Genomic DNA, 14,774 nt, shown 5'->3' with positions numbered 1-14,774 from the left:
TGAAGGAGACACCGTGAAGGACGAACTCGGCACAGTGGAAGCTCTATGGCGCTACCCGGTCAAGTCGATGCTCGGCGAACCGGTGCCCTCTACGGCGGTGACCGACCACGGACTGGCGGGAGACCGCTGTCTCGCGGTCGTCGACCGGGTCTCGGGGAAGGTCGCCAGCGCGAAGAATCCGCGGCTGTGGCGGGACCTGCTCAAGTGCACCGCGACTCTTGAGCAGAGCCGTCCGCGTATCGAACTGCCGAACGGCAAGCTGGCCTGGAGCGACGACACCGACATCGACGACGTCCTGTCGGCCGCCGTCGGCCGGAACGTCACTCTGACCGACACGCTGCCGTCACAGGGCACGCTCGACCGTTCCGTACCGGAGCAGGTGCTCCGAGCAGGCGTCGACGCCGAGGTCCGGGCGGACGTCCTGCAGCTCGGCTCGCTGGCGCCCGCCGGCACGTTCTTCGACTTCGCCCCCGTACACCTGATGAGCACCTCCACCCTGCGCCAAGTGGCCGCGCTCAGCCCCCGTGGGACCGTGGAAGCGGAGCGCTACCGCCCCAACGTCGTCATCAAGACGGACGGCGTGGGCTTCGCCGACCAGGCCTGGGTGGGCAGGGAACTGAGCATCGGCGACCGGTTGATCCTCCGCGTGGTGGCCTCCACCCCCCGCTGCGCCGTCCCGACGCTCGCGCACGGTGCACTGCCTCAGGACAAGGCCGCCCTGCGCACCCTCGCCGAACACCACCGCGTCATCGCGATGCCCGGACGCCGCCCCGAGCCGTGCGCCGGCGTCTACGCCCAGGTGATCCGGCCGGGGCACATCGAACTGGGCGACGTGGTGCGCCTGTCGTGACCTCTCGTACGACGCCGTCGTGGGCGCGCGGTGACCTCGGCCCATGCGCCACGGCACGCGCATTCGCCACAGGGGATCCCATAGCTTTTTCAGGCCCTCGCGGGCGGTCTGCAGGTTCTCTCCCTGCTGCGGCACTCACGTCCTGTCTTCGGCGAGCACGGCGGCGAGGAGGCCCGGGAAGCGGGCGTCCAGGTCGGCGCGTCGCAGAGACATCAGACGAGCCTTTCCGACCTGGCGGGTCTCGGTGATCCCGGCTTCGCGCAGGATCCGCCAGTGGTTGGACAGCGTCGATCTAGGGACGTCCAAGCCCTCCGGGCTGCACGCGCTCTCGCCGGCGTCGGCCATTCCGCGGACCAGCGCCAACCGAATCGGATCACCCAGGGCATGGAGCACCGCGGCCATGTCCGGGTCCGCATGGTCGAGTTGTCCCACCGGCCCTCCTCGTCCTCGCTCGCTCACACCCGTAGTATGCAGTTCACTTCGCCGATTCGGGAATATCGAAATGATCTAGGAGATGACCATGACGGTGCTCGCCACCCTGGCCCGTGTCTACGTCGACGACCTGGACGCGGCATTGCCGACGTTCGTCGAACTGACCGGAGAGCAACCGCGATTGCGGTTCACCTACCGCGACCTGGAGCTCGCGAGCGTGGGTGGCTATCTGCTTCTCGCAGGCTCCGAGGAAGCCCTCGCGCCTTACCGCGGCACCCACGCCACCACGATCGTCGAGTCCATCGACTGGGTCCTGCGCATCACCGAGCTGCACGGCGGGGAAGTCCTCGACGGGCCCAACGAGGTGCCCACCGGCCGCAACCTGACCGTCCGGCACGCCGGCGGGGCGACCATCGAGTACGTGCAGTTCCACGCAAGCGCGCGATCAGCACTCGCATGAGTAGTCCCGGTCGGACGGCTTCGCGGCCGCCGTCGCCGCGTCGCCCCGTCGGTGCGAACCGTGCCGGCTGCGGCCCTCGCTCGCGCGCGGGTCTCGGGGGTCTGCTGCCGAACAAATCACTGGCCCGACGCTCCTCCTCCGGGAGACCGTGTCGATGTTCGCCGGACGAAGCAGCGGAGTGGGGAGACAGCATGAGCAGGGGCACTTTCACCGTGGGCCAGGGAGTGACCGTCCAATTGGTGAAGGCCGGCAGCACCAAGCTGCGCTATCCGGCGGTCGTCGCGAGCGATGACGGTATCCACGCCGTCGTGCGCGCCCCGTGGGGAAGGACGACGGTCCGTGACTTCGGGTTCGTGCGGTTCGAGCCGGGTGATGTGTTCACCGAGCACTACTGGCGCGACCGCTGGTACGCCGTCAAGGAGGTACGGGCCGCCGACGGCAGGCTCAAGGGCTGGTACTGCGATGTCGCCCGCCCGGCAGACATCAGGTCGGACGGCATCGTCATCGAGGACCTCGAGCTCGACTTGTGGCTATCCGCCGACGGAACGGCCGTCCTGCGTCTGGACGAGGAGGAGTTCGCGGCGAGCGGCATCGAGAGCCACGATCCGGTTGCGGCGTCCATGGCGCGGCGAGCCATGGACGAACTGGAGACCCTTGCCCGGGCAGGAGGCTTCGCGGAGCTGCTCGGCTGATCACGTTCGAGACGACCGAGCCTGCCGTCGGGCTTACCCGCTCACGCTGCGAGAAGTTGCGCCCACCGTGTGGTACCGCCCGCGTGGACTCGCGTGCCGCACTCGGTCGCCAGGGCGGCGACGATGGCGAGCCCGCGGCCGTGCTCGCCCGCGCAGGGCTCGACGACCGGCCGCCCGTCGGCCACCGCGGGCCCCGCGTCGGTCACCTCGACGCGCAGGGCCTTGCTCCCGTCGGCGACCTGCGACAGCCGCAGCACCGCCGGCGGCAGGGCGTGGACGACCGCGTTGGTGATCATCTCCGAGATCACCAGGAGCGCGTCCTCGGCGAGGTCCGGGGCCAGGTTCCAGTCGGCCAGGACCGTACGCGCCCGCCGGCGTACGACCGAGACGGCCTCGGGGATGTGCGGCAGCGGAAAGACATGCTCGACCGCCACCCGAACCACCGCTTCAAGCTGTGCCGTCATGCTGCCTCCTCCGAGGCCCCCTACCGGCTGAACGCCGGGCTTGAAAGGGACGCTATGGGGAACGGTGGAGGCGGTCAATGAACAGCGGTCGGCATTACCGAACGGCAGCCTGTGGACGGCCTTAACTTCTGGCAGATGCCGACCGCGGGACTACGATTGCCTCATGGCCGGCCCGGTCCAGTCGATCGAACGGGCGGCGGCGATCCTGCGTCTGCTCGCCAGCGGGCCCCGTCGGCTCGGGCTGGGTGAGGTGGCCGCGTCGCTCGGACTGGCCAAGGGGACCACCCACGGCATCCTGCGCACCCTGCAGAACATCGACTTCGTCGAGCAGGACCCGACGACCGGAAAGTACCAGCTCGGGGCTGCGCTGCTGCACCTGGGCACCAGCTACCTCGACGTGAACGAGCTGCGGTCCCGCTCCATCAACTGGGCCGACGCCCTGGCCGCCCGCAGCGGGGAGGCGGTCCGGCTGGGCGCGCCCCTGGAGGGCAAGGTGCTCATCGTCCACCACGTCTTCCGCCCCGACGACACCCTCCAGACCCTGGACGTGGGCACCCTGCTGCCGCTGCACGCGTCCTCGCTCGGCAAGGTGCTGCTGGCCTTCGGCAGCGTGTCCATGGAGCCGGCCGTGGAGGCGGGGCTGGAGGCGTACACCCGGCACACCCTGGTCACCCCGGAGCACCTCACGCGGGCGCTCACCGAGGTCCGGGAGCTTGGATGGGCCGCCGAAGTACAAGAGATGATCACGGGCGAGGCCGGCGTCGCCGCGCCGATCCGGGGCCACGGCGGCCTCGTGGTGGGCGCCATCGGCGTATCCGGCACGGTCGAGCGGATCTGCGACTCCAAAGGGGTCCCACAGCCGGCCCTGGTCACCCAGGTCCGCCACGCCGCCCGGGCGATCTCCAGAGATCTGGGGGCCGCCCGCTGGTGAGCCCCGCCGCCCTTGCGCACCACAACGGAAGGCTGATCATGGTTGAGCGGTATGTGATGTCCATCGACCAGGGCACCACCTCCACCCGATGCATCCTGTTCGACCACCAGGGGCGGCTGGTGTCGGTCGCCCAGCGGGAGCACCAGCAGCACTTCCCTCAGCCGGGGTGGGTCGAGCACGACGCCGTCGAGATCTGGCACACCCTGCAGCGCGTGGTGCCGCAGGCGCTCTCCGACGCCGATGTCGGCCCCGACGAGGTCGCCGCCGTCGGGATCGCCAACCAGCGCGAGACGACCGTGCTGTGGGACCGGCGTACGGGCGCCCCGCTGGGCAGGGCGATCGTCTGGCAGGACACCCGTACGGCTCCGCTGGTCGAGGACCTCAGAAGCCGGCCCGGGGACGACTTCTTCCTCCGGCGCTGCTGCCTGCCCCCTTCCACGTACTTCTCCGCCCCCCGGATCCGCTGGCTGTTCGACCACGTCGACGGGCTGCGGCAGCGCGCCGAGGACGGCGAGGTGCTGTTCGGCACGATGGAGAGCTGGCTCATCTGGAACCTCACCGGCGGACGGGCCGGGGGCCTGCACATCACCGACGTCACCAACGCCAGCCGCACCATGCTCATGAACATCAGCACCCTCGACTGGGACGAGGAACTGCTGGAGTTCTTCGGGGTGCCCCGCCCGATGCTCCCGGAGATCCACTCCTCGGCCGAGAACTACGGAACCGCGCGTTCCGTCCTCCCGGGCGTCCGCATCACCGCGGCACTCGGTGACCAGCAGGCGGCGCTGTTCGGGCAGACCTGCTTCGCCCCCGGCGAGGCGAAGTGCACCTACGGCACCGGCAGCTTCCTGCTGCTCAACACCGGCACCGAGCTCATACCGTCCCGGCACGGACTGCTCACCACCGTCGCCTACAAGATCGAGGACCAGCCCGCGGTGTACGCACTCGAAGGCCCGATCGCCGTCACCGGCGCGCTGGTCCAGTGGTTCCGCGACCGGCTGGGGCTGATCAGCACCGCCCCCGAGATCGAGACCCTGGCACGCACCGTCGAGGACAACGGCGGCTGCTACATCGTCCCGGCGTTCTCCGGCCTGTACGCGCCGCACTGGCGCAGCGACGCCCGCGGTGTCATCGTCGGCCTCACTTCGTACATCACCAAGGGGCACCTGGCCCGCGCCGTGCTGGAGGCCACCGGCTGGCAGACCCGGGAGGTGGTCGACGCCATGAACGCCGACTCCTCGCTCGCCCTGAAGGTGCTCAAGGTGGACGGCGGGATGACGTCCGACAACCTGCTCATGCAGTTCCTGGCCGACGTGCTCGACGTGCCCGTGGTGCGCCCCATGGCCGTCGAGACGGTCTCCCTCGGCGCCGCCTACGCCGCCGGGCTCGCCGCCGGCTACTGGCCCGACCTGGAGGTCCTGCGGCGCAACTGGCACCGGGCCGCCCAGTGGCTGCCGGACATGGACCCCCGGCGGCGGCAGTCGGAGTACGAGAACTGGAAGCGGGCAGTCGAGCGCTCACTCAGCTGGATCGCGCCGCCGAGCCCACCCTGACTTCACGAAGGATCGTCGCCCGCACCACCAGACGGTGCTGTCAAGACCCGGGATCTCGGCGCTGGGACGCCCGTCGGCCACCGGCCACGGTGAAGGCATGAAAGACATCGCGAAGTACACCGTGAAGTACGCATCCGGCGTTCTGGCCGCCTCCCTGCTGATCATCCCCCTGACACTGACCGCCCCGGCGACTGCCGCTGTCCCTGCCTCGACCGCCGATCCGATCAAGAAGTCCTGCAGCCGTTGGGTGAAGGTTCCCGGCGTGCCCATCGAGGCGAAGACATGCGTCGAGCAGAAGACCGATGCGAGCGGCCCGCAGAGCAGGATCTCGACGGGAGCCCGCTACCACTACGACGGCGAACATCCGGTCTGGAGCATCTTCACCGAGCAGTACCTCAACCGGAGATCCATCAGCAGCTGGCATCTGTGGGTCACCAAGGAGGACCCGGAGGACTGGTACACGACAGGCTGGCAACCCAAGCCCGCCTTCCGCACACACTCCTACGTCACCGCCACGGGCGACGAGGACGCTCCGATCAACATTCCCGTGTTCTTCTGAGGGGACGGGTGACCGCGGCTTCGGTGAACACCAGGTCCCCGGGAACCCGACGACGACTCCGTACGACTACGTGAGAGAGGTCGGTCGGGGCGCCGCCGTCCAGTTGCGCGGCTCGGCCGAACGGCACTGCGTGCGCGAGGAGTTGTCGATGCACGGGAACCCGACGGGCCAGTCGTCCGACTACTGGCGCGTGGGGAGGCGGACAACGGCCGCCGCACCCGTTCGGTTACGGAGGGTCGAAGGGCGTGTGATGGGCGGGCTGGACATACGGATGCGGGAGGTCGCCTGTCGCCACGGCCGAGTCGCGGCGGTCAGCGACGTGGATCTGGAGATCGCCGCGGGTGAGCGCGTCGCCCTGACGGGTACCAATGGCTCGGGCAAGACGACCCTGCTCCGGGCCGTACTGGGTCTGCATCGCCAGGTCGCCGGGGAGATCCTGGTCGGAGGCCGGGGCAGCCGTACGCCGGCGGAGTGGGCCTGGCGACGGCGGGCCTGCGCCTGGATTCCGCAGAAGCCGGCCGCCGGCCGATTCCCTCTCCTGGGGGCGGAGTTGCTCGCCAGCAGTCACGCGCCTGCGGAGGCGGGTGAGGCAGCGGTCCGGCTCGGTGTCGGAGGGCTGACCGCGCGTCCTTTGCACACCCTCTCCGGGGGGCAGTTGCAGCGGATGTACCTCGCCCGTGCGATCGGCTGCGTGGCCGCCGGGGCCCAGGTGCTGCTGGCCGACGAGCCCACCGCAGCCCTGGACTTCTCCGGTCAGGAGGAGGCGGCGGAGGTCCTCGCCGGGCTGCCGGTGACACTGGTGGTGGTCACTCATGACCGGGCACTGGCCGAGCGCTGCGACCGGGTGCTGGAGATGGCCGCCGGGCGCCTGCGGGAGGTGGCCTGGTGACCCTCGCCGTCGCCGATCTCGGCGCGCTCCTCCAGCTCGTGCCGGTGCAACGGGCCGGGGTCGCCCTGCTGCTGGCCGCGATCGGGCTGCCGGTGATCGGCGTGGTGATCGTCGGACTCGACATCATGCCGGTGCGGTTCGCGATGATGCACGTAGCGCTGCTGGGCATCGCGATCGGCCTGCTGACCGGCCTCGATCCGATGCTGTGCGCGCTGGTGGCGTGCGCCCTGGCCGGCGCCGGCGTGGCGCCGCTCGCCCGGACCCCGGACGGCCTGTCAGGGGCGATGGGCCTGCTGATGAGTCTGGCCATCGCGGCCGCGCTGCTGGTCCTCGCGGTCTCGGGCGTCAACGCCTCGGGCGCGTTCGCGCTGTTGTGGGGGTCGATCCTGTCCGTGGGTACGGCGGATCTGGTGGTACTCGGGGTTCTGGCGCTCGTCGTCCCCGGCCTGTTCTGGTGGCGGCGCCGGGACGTGGCGCTGTTGCTGTACGACCGGGAACTCGCGCTGTGCTCGGGCGTCCCGGTCCGCGTCCTCACCCTGGTGCTGCTCGTACTGGTCGCGGTATCGGTCGCCGGAGCGATCAAGCTCACCGGTGCCCTGTTGGTCGACGCCTTGACGCTGCTGCCCGCCCTCGCGGCCCGCCGCCTGGGCACCTCGCTGAAGTCGATCACTTTCTGGGCGATCGGCGTCGGGATCACCGTGAACCTGACCGGGTTCCTCATCGCTCTCTGGCTGGACTGGCCGCCGGGGCCGGTCCTCGTCCTGACCGCGGGGACGGTCGTCCTCGCGGTTCACCTCATACCCGAACGGAGAATCAGCTCATGGCGCGCACCCGCGTCCGTATCGCTTCCCTCCTCGCACTGAGCGCGGCGCCGGCCCTGGTCGCGGGCTGCGGCAGCGGCGCCGACAAGTCGGCCGACAGCGGCTCCGAAGGTACGAAGGGGAAGCCGGTCGTCGTCGTGACCACGACTTGGGAAGGTGCCTTCGCGAAGGCCGCGGGCGCCAAGGACGTCACGGTCATCGTGCCCCAGTCCGTGCACCACGCCCCCGACTACGATCCCAAGCCCTCCGACCTCGCGGCCGTCGCCAAGGCCGACTTCGTGCTGTACGCGCCCTTCGAGCCGTACGCGGAGAAGATCAAGGACGCCGCGGGGTCCAGGGCGAAGCCGGTCGAGGTGAATCTCGACAACGACGCCGACAAGGTCAGGACCGAAGTGGCGCGGCTGGGCAAGCTGTTCGGTACCCAGAAGGCCGCAGCGAAGTGGACGACCGCCTTTGATGCCGAATACGGGAAGCTGGCCAAGGACCTGAAGGCCGCCTGGCCCGGCGGCAGGAGCCCGAACGTGGTCAGCCAGGTCTTCACCACCTGGTCGGCGAAGCTGGCGGGTGCCACCACCGTCGGCACCTACGGGCCCGAGGCCGTCACCCCGGCGCAGCTGGCCGAGCTGTCGAAGAAGAAGCCGCTCCTGGTCCTGGACAACGCACATATGTCGACCGGAACGGTCCTGCCCGGCTCCGGCGCCAAGCAAGTGAAGATCGTCAACTATCCGGGCAAGGACATGGACCTGCTGCCCGTCTACCGCGATGCGGCGGCAGAGCTGAAGAAGGCCATGTCCGGGTCCTAGAGGGTGTCTTGTCCGGGTCCTGGGGAGCTTTCCGAGTGACCGGCGCCGTCCCAGGCGGCCGGGGCCGTATGGGACTCTGACCGGTTCGGCCCACCGGCGCCCCGTGTGATTCCCCTCACGGGGACCGGCGGCGCCACACCTGTACGTGGCCGCCGGCGTACCTGCCGCGCGCACAACGGCCGCTACGGAGCGCGGAGATGACTTCCCGCCATGAGCGGTCGCCTCCGCTCGTCCGGCTCGCTGTGCTGTACATGCACCTGATCGTCCGCGTGTACATGCTGGATAGGTTGTGCCGGTGCGCGGACCGGGACGAGGGGCCGGGCGGACCGGAAGGGGTCTGCTCTGCGCTTCCGCGTGCCTGCTGCTGGGCGCTGGGAGCCATGTCGCGGCCGGTGGCCGGCTGCCCGGCGCGGGCGCGCTGGGTGTTCTGTTCGCCGTGCTGGCCGTGCAGGGCGCGGTGCTCTTCGGTGGGCGGCGGCGCCGCTTCGATGTGATGACGCTGACGCTGGGCGGGACGCAGTTCGCCCTCCACCTCGCGTTCCATCACCTGTCGATGCGCGAGGCCGGCCACGCCATGTCCGTCGGGCGCGCGGCGCACCGCATGTCCGGGAGCATGGACGAGAGCATGGCCGGCCCGCACATGGGCGGCATGGTGCCGGCGGACATGGCGGGAGCCGGTGGCGGGCACGCGATGTCCCCGGCCATGACCCTGGCCCACGCGGTCGCCACGCTCGGGACCGCGCTGTGCGTCGTCCACGGAGAGCGGGTACTGCGAGGGCTGGCCGCTCTGGTCGTGCCGGATGTCTGCTTCCGCGCTCCTGCGGCGCTCCCTTTCACCCCACGCCTTCGGCCGGCGCTCCCGTCGTCGGCGCATCCCCGGTTCGGCGTACTGCTCGCACGTTCCCGGCCCCGGCGGGGCCCGCCCTCAGCTGCCCCGGTCTGACGGGCCCCTCCCGCCGTTCTCTCGCGTGCTCGTGCAGCGGCGCCGATGAGGCATGCGCCGGGGCGGAGTCGGAACGGGGCACCCGTGTCGTCCACACCGCCACCCCGGCGGATTCCCCTTCACGGTTTCGCGGCGCCTCCGGCCCGTCCGGCGGATGCCGCCCTCTGAGGAACGTGCATGTCTTCCAGAATCGAAGAACCACCACAAAGCGACCACGGTCGGATCGACGCCCAGCCGGCCGAGAACGCGGTCGCGGTCGCCGTCGCCGAACCCGAGGCCACCCCCGCGCCGGAGGAGTCCCGGTCCGGCCGCTCCTGGCAGGGCGTGCGGGCGCTGCTCGTCCGGCTGCACTTCTACGCCGGCGTGTTCGTCGCCCCCTTCCTGCTGGTGGCCGCCCTGACCGGGCTGGCCTACACCTTCACTCCGCAGCTCGACCAGCTGGTCTACGGCGACCGGCTGCACGTCGAGCAGGTGGGCGACGAGCCGCGTCCGCTCGCGGACCAGATAGCCGCCGCGCGGGACGCCCACCCGGAGGGCAGCCTGGCCTCCGTCGTCACCCCGCCCGGCCCGGAGGACACCACGCGGGTGGTGCTGTCGGTGCCGGAGCTCGGTGAGAAGCAGCGGACCGTGTTCGTCGACCCGTACACCGCCGAGGTGCGGGGTCAGCTGACCACGTCGTGGGGCGCGACGCCGCTCACCACCTGGCTCGACGAACTCCACCGCGATCTGCACCTGGGCGAGGCCGGCCGCCTCTACGCGGAGGTCGCCGCGAGCTGGCTGTGGGTGATCGTCGTGGGCGGCCTGGTGCTCTGGCTCGGACGCAGCCGGGGACAGCGCGCCAAGTCCGTACGCGGTGTGCTGCTGCCGGACCGTTCTGCCCGGGGCGTGCGCCGCACCCGGGGCTGGCACGCGGCCACCGGTGTGTGGCTGGCTCTCGGCCTGCTCTTCCTGAGCGCCACCGGTCTGACCTGGTCGAAGTATGCGGGTGAGCGGTTCGGGCAGCTGCTGGACGCGGTCCGGGGTCATGCTCCGGAGCTGGACACCGCGCTGCCCGGCGCGAAGCCGTCCGCGGGAGACGGGGGCGGAGAGCACGCGGGGCACGGCGCGGGCCATGGCACGGCCTCGGCGGATCCGGCCGGCTTCGACGCCGCGCTGGCGGTCGCCCGGGGCGCCGGACTGGGCGGCAAGGTGGAAGTGACGCCGCCCGCCGACGGCGCCGGCGCGTGGACCGTGGCGCAGAAGGACGACGAGTGGCCGGTGCACTACGACCAGGTCGCCGTGGACGCGGAGAAGGGCGAGGTCACCTCCCGCAGCCGGTGGGCGGACTATCCGCTCCTGGCCAAGCTCAGCAAGCTCGGTGTGCAGGGGCACATGGGGGTGCTGTTCGGGGTCGCCAACCAGATCCTGCTGGCCCTGGTAGCGCTCGGCCTGGCCGCCGTGACCATCTGGGGCTACCGCATGTGGTGGCAGCGCCGCCCGACCCGCGACGACCGCAGGGCGCTGCTCGGCAGGGCCCCGACCCGCGGGACGTGGCGCGGGCTGCCGCTGCCCGTGCTCGTCCTGGGCGTACCGGCCGTCGTCGCGCTCGGCTGGGCGCTGCCCGTCCTGGGCGTCACCCTGTCCGGGTTCCTCGTCCTGGACGTGGTGACCGGTCTCGTCCGGCGGAGCCGGGCAGCCTGACGCGGGAGGGCGGGCACGCCTCGCGGGTGCCCGCCCTCGCGCTGCTCGTCGGCGGTCGGCGTCCGTAGGGGGTGCCCGCCCTGCGGGCCGCGCGTCAGCCCGTAGGGGCGAGCGGAGACGCGGGGGCCGGGTGCACAGGGGTCGGCAGGGCCGGTGGCAGGCCTCCGGCCAGTCGCCGGCGCAGCCCTGCCCGGTCGGGTTTGCCCGCCGGGGTCAGCGGAAGCTCCGCGACGACCAGGAGGCGCTCGGGGTGCTTGCGCTGCTCCAGTCCCCGTCGCGTGAGGTGCGCGCACAGGGAGTCGAGGGTCGGGGGGTCGCCGGGACCCGTGGCATCGGTGGTACGGGGCACGACGCAGGCCGCGAGCCGCTCGCCCATCACCGCGTCCGGCACGCCGACGCACACCACGTCGCGGACGAGGGGGTGGGCGGCCAGTTCCCGCTCGACCTCCGCGGGGCTGATGTTGGCGCCGCCGCGGATGACGATGTCCTTGAGGCGTCCCACGATGTGCAAAGTGCCCTCGCCGTCGAGGAATCCGAGGTCGCCGGTGCGCACCCAGCCGTCGGGGGTGCGGTAGCGGGCGTCGAGTTCCGGGGAGGCGACGTAGCACATGGGGGTCATCGGACCACGCGCGATGATCTCTCCGATCGCTCCGTCCGGCAGCGGCGCGTGGGTCTCGGGGTCGGCGATACGGATGTCGGCCACGCGGGGGTCGGGGCGGCCGGCGACCACGCCCTGGCCGTCCGCGGTGGGCGTGTCGTCGTCCAGCGCCGTGTGGCAGTTGACGCCGTCGGCCGATCCGTAGAGGTTGACTACCGGGCAGCCGAATGCGCGGGCGGCGTGCGCGGCCGTGGTCTCGTCCAGGGCCGCGCCGCCGAGGACGAGTGCGGTGGGGGCGGGCAGTTTCTCGCCCGAGGTGTCGAGCCGGTCGAGCATCATGCGCACCATCGTGGGCACGCCCAGGACGTGCGTGGGTTCGTGCTCCCGTATGGCGGCGAGTGCGGCTTCGGGGGTGAAGTGGTCGAGCAGGATGAGCGTTCCGCCGTGTCGGGCGAGGGTGACGGCGGTTCCGTTGGAGCCGAAGGCCGAGGCGAGCGGCACCAGGAACAGGCAGCGCGGCGGGGTCTGGTCGGGCATGAGCGAGGCGAGGACGTTGCCGCGGCCGCCGGCCATCGCGTTGTGGGAGTAGGCGACCATCTTCGGCTCGGCTTCGGAACCGGAGGAGACGAGGATGCGGGCCGCGCTGTCCGGGTGCGGTCTGGCGGGGACGAACGCGGTCGGGTCGGACCGCAGCAGCTCCGAGAGCGCAGTCGTCCCCGGTGGGGCGCTGCCGGGTCGGCCGGCCGCGATGACATGGCTGAGTGCGGGCAGGACCGGGGCCAGGGCCTGCAGGTCGGCGGCGTGGTGGTTGCCGCGGTGCTCGACGGCCGCGATGACGGCGACGGCCTCGGCACGGCGGAGCAGGTGTTCGGCTTCCAGCCTTCCGCGGCCGACCGGGAAGGGCAGCGCGACGGCGCCGAGCGCGGCCAGGGCGAGATCGGCGATGACGGCGTTGCGGCCGTTGGGCAGTTGGACACCGACCACGTCTCCCGGGCGTATGCCGAGGCCGCCGAGTCCGGTGGCCAGACATCGCACCTTCCGGTCGAGCGCGGTGTAGCAGAGCTTTCCCTTGGCGTCCAGGACGGCGGTGCGGTGCAGGTCCGCGATCTGGCGGGCCCGGAAGAGGCTGTAGAGGTCGAGGTCGGGGCAGGTGCCGTCGATCACCCAGGAGCGGCGGAGGTCGACGGGCAGCAGGTCGTGCAGGGCGACGGTCATGCGAAGCTCCAAGGGTCGGGAACGGCGAAGGCACCGTGTGCGTCCCGGCTGATCGCGCAGCCGGCGAAGCGCGGATCGCGGTGCAGGTCGGCCAGGTCCGTGGTGACGGCCGTCGCGGTCAGACCGTGCTCGCCCAGCCGCGTCAGCGCCTCGTCGGTGGGCAGCCCGCTCAGGTCGTGGGCACGGGCGGCGGCCGCGCAGGCGTCGGCGGCGGCGATCCAGCCGTCCGCGGTGCGCAGGGGGCGGCGGAATCCGCCCGGCCGTCGTGCGTTGCCTCCCGCTGCGGCCCGGCGCAGTGCGGGGGCGGTGAGGAGATCGGCGGCACCCAGCAGGGAGGATTCCACCCGCACTCCCCGGCCGGTGCGTTCGCGCAGCAGCAGTCCGGCGAGCAGGGCCTCGGTGCCGAGGAGTCCGCCCAGGACGTCGAGCAGGGTCATCAGCGAGGGGGCGGGCGGCTCGTCCGCCGGGCGGACGGCTTCGCCGACTCCGGTGCGGGCCTGCACCATGAAGTCCGTCCCCATCGGGGCGTTCGGGAGACGGCCGGCCCAGCCGCTGGTGTAGGCGTAGACGAGTCCGGGGTTGACCGCGGCCAGGTCGTCCGCGTCGAGTCCGAGCTGGGCGGCCTTGCCCGGCGCCCAGTTGTGCAGGAAGACGTCGGCCTGCGCCGCCATCTCCCGCAGCCGGCGGCGGTCGGACTCCGCCTTGATGTCCACCTCCTCGGCTTTCTTGCCCCGGTTCAGCGCGAGCCAGCGGGCGGAGACGCCCGATGAGGTGGGCGGCATCCCTCGCAACGGATCACCGCCCGGCGGCTCGATGCGGATCACCTCCGCACCGAGCAGTCCCAGCAGGTGGGCGGCGAGCGGGGCCTGGATACGGCGGCCTGCCTCCAGCACGGTCAGCCCCGTCAGCGGCCGTGCCGCGGCTGCCGGAGGTCCCGTGACCCGGTGTCCCGATCCGTGGGGTACGAGGGTCCACGGGGCGGCGCCGTCCTGTTCGGTGGTGCGTTCGGCGAGGGTGCGCAGCCGGCAGACCTCGGCGCCGGACATCGACGCCGCCTGGCGGATGCGCTGCCAGCCGTGGGCGAGCGTGGTCGCGTGCAGTGCCTGCGGGAACGGGGCGCAGGCGGTGGCGTACCGGAACTGGAACGGCCGCCATCCGGCGCGGATGGCGTCGGGCGGTGCGTCCAGGGCCCGCCAGAAGGCGGCCCAGGCACCCGGGTCCAGCGTCTCCAGCTCGAAGAGCGTGCCCCCGGCCGCGGTGAACGGCGGGCCGCCCGGGGCGAGTTCGGATGCCTCGCCCTCGTCGGCTCCGGCCGCGGCAAGGTACTGGGAGACCGCCAGCAGTCCGGCTCGGTCGGCGCTCGTGGACACCTGCGCCGTCGGCCCGCCACGTGCCTGCCACAGCAGCCCGGCGAGGAGTCCCTGCACGGTGAGTGCGGCGGTCGCGGTGGCGGCGTAGTCGACGGCCAGGCCGCGTGGTTCCCCGTCGCGTCGACCGTGCACGGACATCATGCCCGTGGCTGCCTGCACGGTGGCCTCGTCGATGACCCCGCTTCCGGGCGCCGCCCACCTCACCTGGGCTTCTTGGCGGGAGAACCCGCAGCCGCCGACCGTGATCCGTGCGGTCGGGGCGTCCGCCCGGGCTTCGGGCTCCTGGTCCGTACGAGCTCCCAGCAGACGCAGATGCCCGGTGACGAGGCCGGTCGATTCCGGCGGCCCCGAGGTGGCGAGCCGCAGCCCGTCGAGCGGTCGGACCGTCTGCGTGAGGGCTGGTGACGTCATGCCTCTCCTCTCCTGGCACGGCGGCGGCCGGCGTAGGGGAATGTGCGGAACCCGGGAACCCGGCAGCGCGCGCATCCGACCAGTTCCACGAACAGACAGTCGG

15 protein-coding genes are annotated in these 14,774 nt (G+C 71.8%); 11 read left to right on the top strand and 4 right to left on the bottom strand.

Going from position 1 to position 14,774, the window contains the following annotated elements:
• Positions 1 to 13 precede the first annotated feature (13 nt).
• Complete coding sequence (locus AC0680_RS20195) at positions 14 to 850, top strand: MOSC domain-containing protein (RefSeq protein WP_478630485.1); 837 nt, start codon at positions 14 to 16, stop codon at positions 848 to 850.
• 135 nt (positions 851 to 985) lie between these two features.
• Here AC0680_RS20195 and AC0680_RS20190 read toward each other — a convergent pair whose 3' ends face one another.
• Complete coding sequence (locus tag AC0680_RS20190) at positions 986 to 1,282, bottom strand: ArsR/SmtB family transcription factor (protein WP_478630482.1); 297 nt, start codon at positions 1,280 to 1,282, stop codon at positions 986 to 988.
• An 82-nt stretch (positions 1,283 to 1,364) separates the two neighbouring features.
• On the opposite strand from AC0680_RS20190, the gene AC0680_RS20185 reads away from it, so the two are divergent.
• Positions 1,365 to 1,742: a VOC family protein gene (locus AC0680_RS20185; protein ID WP_478630480.1), complete on the top strand. Its 378-nt coding sequence runs from the start codon at positions 1,365 to 1,367 to the stop codon at positions 1,740 to 1,742.
• A gap of 191 nt (positions 1,743 to 1,933) precedes the next feature.
• On the top strand, positions 1,934 to 2,434 hold the full coding sequence (locus AC0680_RS20180) for a ribonuclease FAU-1 family protein (RefSeq protein WP_478630477.1): 501 nt from the start codon (positions 1,934 to 1,936) through the stop codon (positions 2,432 to 2,434).
• 41 nt (positions 2,435 to 2,475) lie between these two features.
• Here AC0680_RS20180 and AC0680_RS20175 read toward each other — a convergent pair whose 3' ends face one another.
• Complete coding sequence (locus AC0680_RS20175; protein WP_478630475.1) at positions 2,476 to 2,898, bottom strand: ATP-binding protein; 423 nt, start codon at positions 2,896 to 2,898, stop codon at positions 2,476 to 2,478.
• Between the two features lie 163 nt (positions 2,899 to 3,061).
• On the opposite strand from AC0680_RS20175, the gene AC0680_RS20170 reads away from it, so the two are divergent.
• The 8 genes from AC0680_RS20170 (at position 3,062) to AC0680_RS20135 (ending at position 11,077) form a co-directional block, all read left to right on the top strand.
• Complete coding sequence (locus tag AC0680_RS20170; protein WP_478630473.1) at positions 3,062 to 3,829, top strand: IclR family transcriptional regulator; 768 nt, start codon at positions 3,062 to 3,064, stop codon at positions 3,827 to 3,829.
• A 38-nt stretch (positions 3,830 to 3,867) separates the two neighbouring features.
• On the top strand, positions 3,868 to 5,382 hold the full coding sequence (gene glpK / locus AC0680_RS20165; RefSeq protein WP_478630471.1) for a glycerol kinase GlpK: 1,515 nt from the start codon (positions 3,868 to 3,870) through the stop codon (positions 5,380 to 5,382).
• Positions 5,383 to 5,479: 97 nt separating this feature from the next.
• Positions 5,480 to 5,941: a hypothetical protein gene (locus tag AC0680_RS20160; protein WP_478630469.1), complete on the top strand. Its 462-nt coding sequence runs from the start codon at positions 5,480 to 5,482 to the stop codon at positions 5,939 to 5,941.
• Positions 5,942 to 6,191: 250 nt separating this feature from the next.
• The gene (locus AC0680_RS20155) at positions 6,192 to 6,830 is read left to right on the top strand and encodes a metal ABC transporter ATP-binding protein (protein WP_478630467.1); all 639 of its coding nucleotides are present in this window, start codon (positions 6,192 to 6,194) and stop codon (positions 6,828 to 6,830) included.
• Entirely contained in the window at positions 6,824 to 7,693 is an 870-nt protein-coding gene (locus AC0680_RS20150) for a metal ABC transporter permease (RefSeq protein ID WP_478630528.1), read from the top strand. The genes AC0680_RS20155 and AC0680_RS20150 overlap by 7 nt, the downstream gene beginning before the upstream one ends.
• The gene (locus tag AC0680_RS20145; protein WP_478630464.1) at positions 7,651 to 8,454 is read left to right on the top strand and encodes a metal ABC transporter solute-binding protein, Zn/Mn family; all 804 of its coding nucleotides are present in this window, start codon (positions 7,651 to 7,653) and stop codon (positions 8,452 to 8,454) included. Before AC0680_RS20150 ends, AC0680_RS20145 begins: the two co-directional genes overlap by 43 nt.
• Before the next feature lie 289 nt (positions 8,455 to 8,743).
• Complete coding sequence (locus AC0680_RS20140) at positions 8,744 to 9,397, top strand: hypothetical protein (protein WP_478630462.1); 654 nt, start codon at positions 8,744 to 8,746, stop codon at positions 9,395 to 9,397.
• A gap of 177 nt (positions 9,398 to 9,574) precedes the next feature.
• A complete protein-coding gene (locus tag AC0680_RS20135; RefSeq protein WP_478630460.1) occupies positions 9,575 to 11,077 on the top strand; it encodes a PepSY-associated TM helix domain-containing protein in 1,503 nt (500 codons plus the stop codon).
• A 94-nt stretch (positions 11,078 to 11,171) separates the two neighbouring features.
• On the opposite strand, the gene AC0680_RS20130 is transcribed toward AC0680_RS20135, so the two are convergent.
• Together AC0680_RS20130 and AC0680_RS20125 are read right to left on the bottom strand one after the other, a co-directional pair.
• Positions 11,172 to 12,890 carry a class I adenylate-forming enzyme family protein gene (locus tag AC0680_RS20130; RefSeq protein WP_478630457.1) on the bottom strand — a complete coding sequence of 573 codons (1,719 nt, stop codon included), beginning with the start codon at positions 12,888 to 12,890 and terminating at the stop codon, positions 11,172 to 11,174.
• Positions 12,887 to 14,671 carry a CoA transferase gene (locus AC0680_RS20125; protein WP_478630455.1) on the bottom strand — a complete coding sequence of 595 codons (1,785 nt, stop codon included), beginning with the start codon at positions 14,669 to 14,671 and terminating at the stop codon, positions 12,887 to 12,889. The genes AC0680_RS20130 and AC0680_RS20125 overlap by 4 nt, the downstream gene beginning before the upstream one ends.
• Between the last annotated feature and the right edge of the window lie 103 nt (positions 14,672 to 14,774).

The organism is Streptomyces sp. NPDC043738 (assembly GCF_056436545.1).
This window is presented reverse-complemented; position numbering and strand designations above follow the sequence as displayed.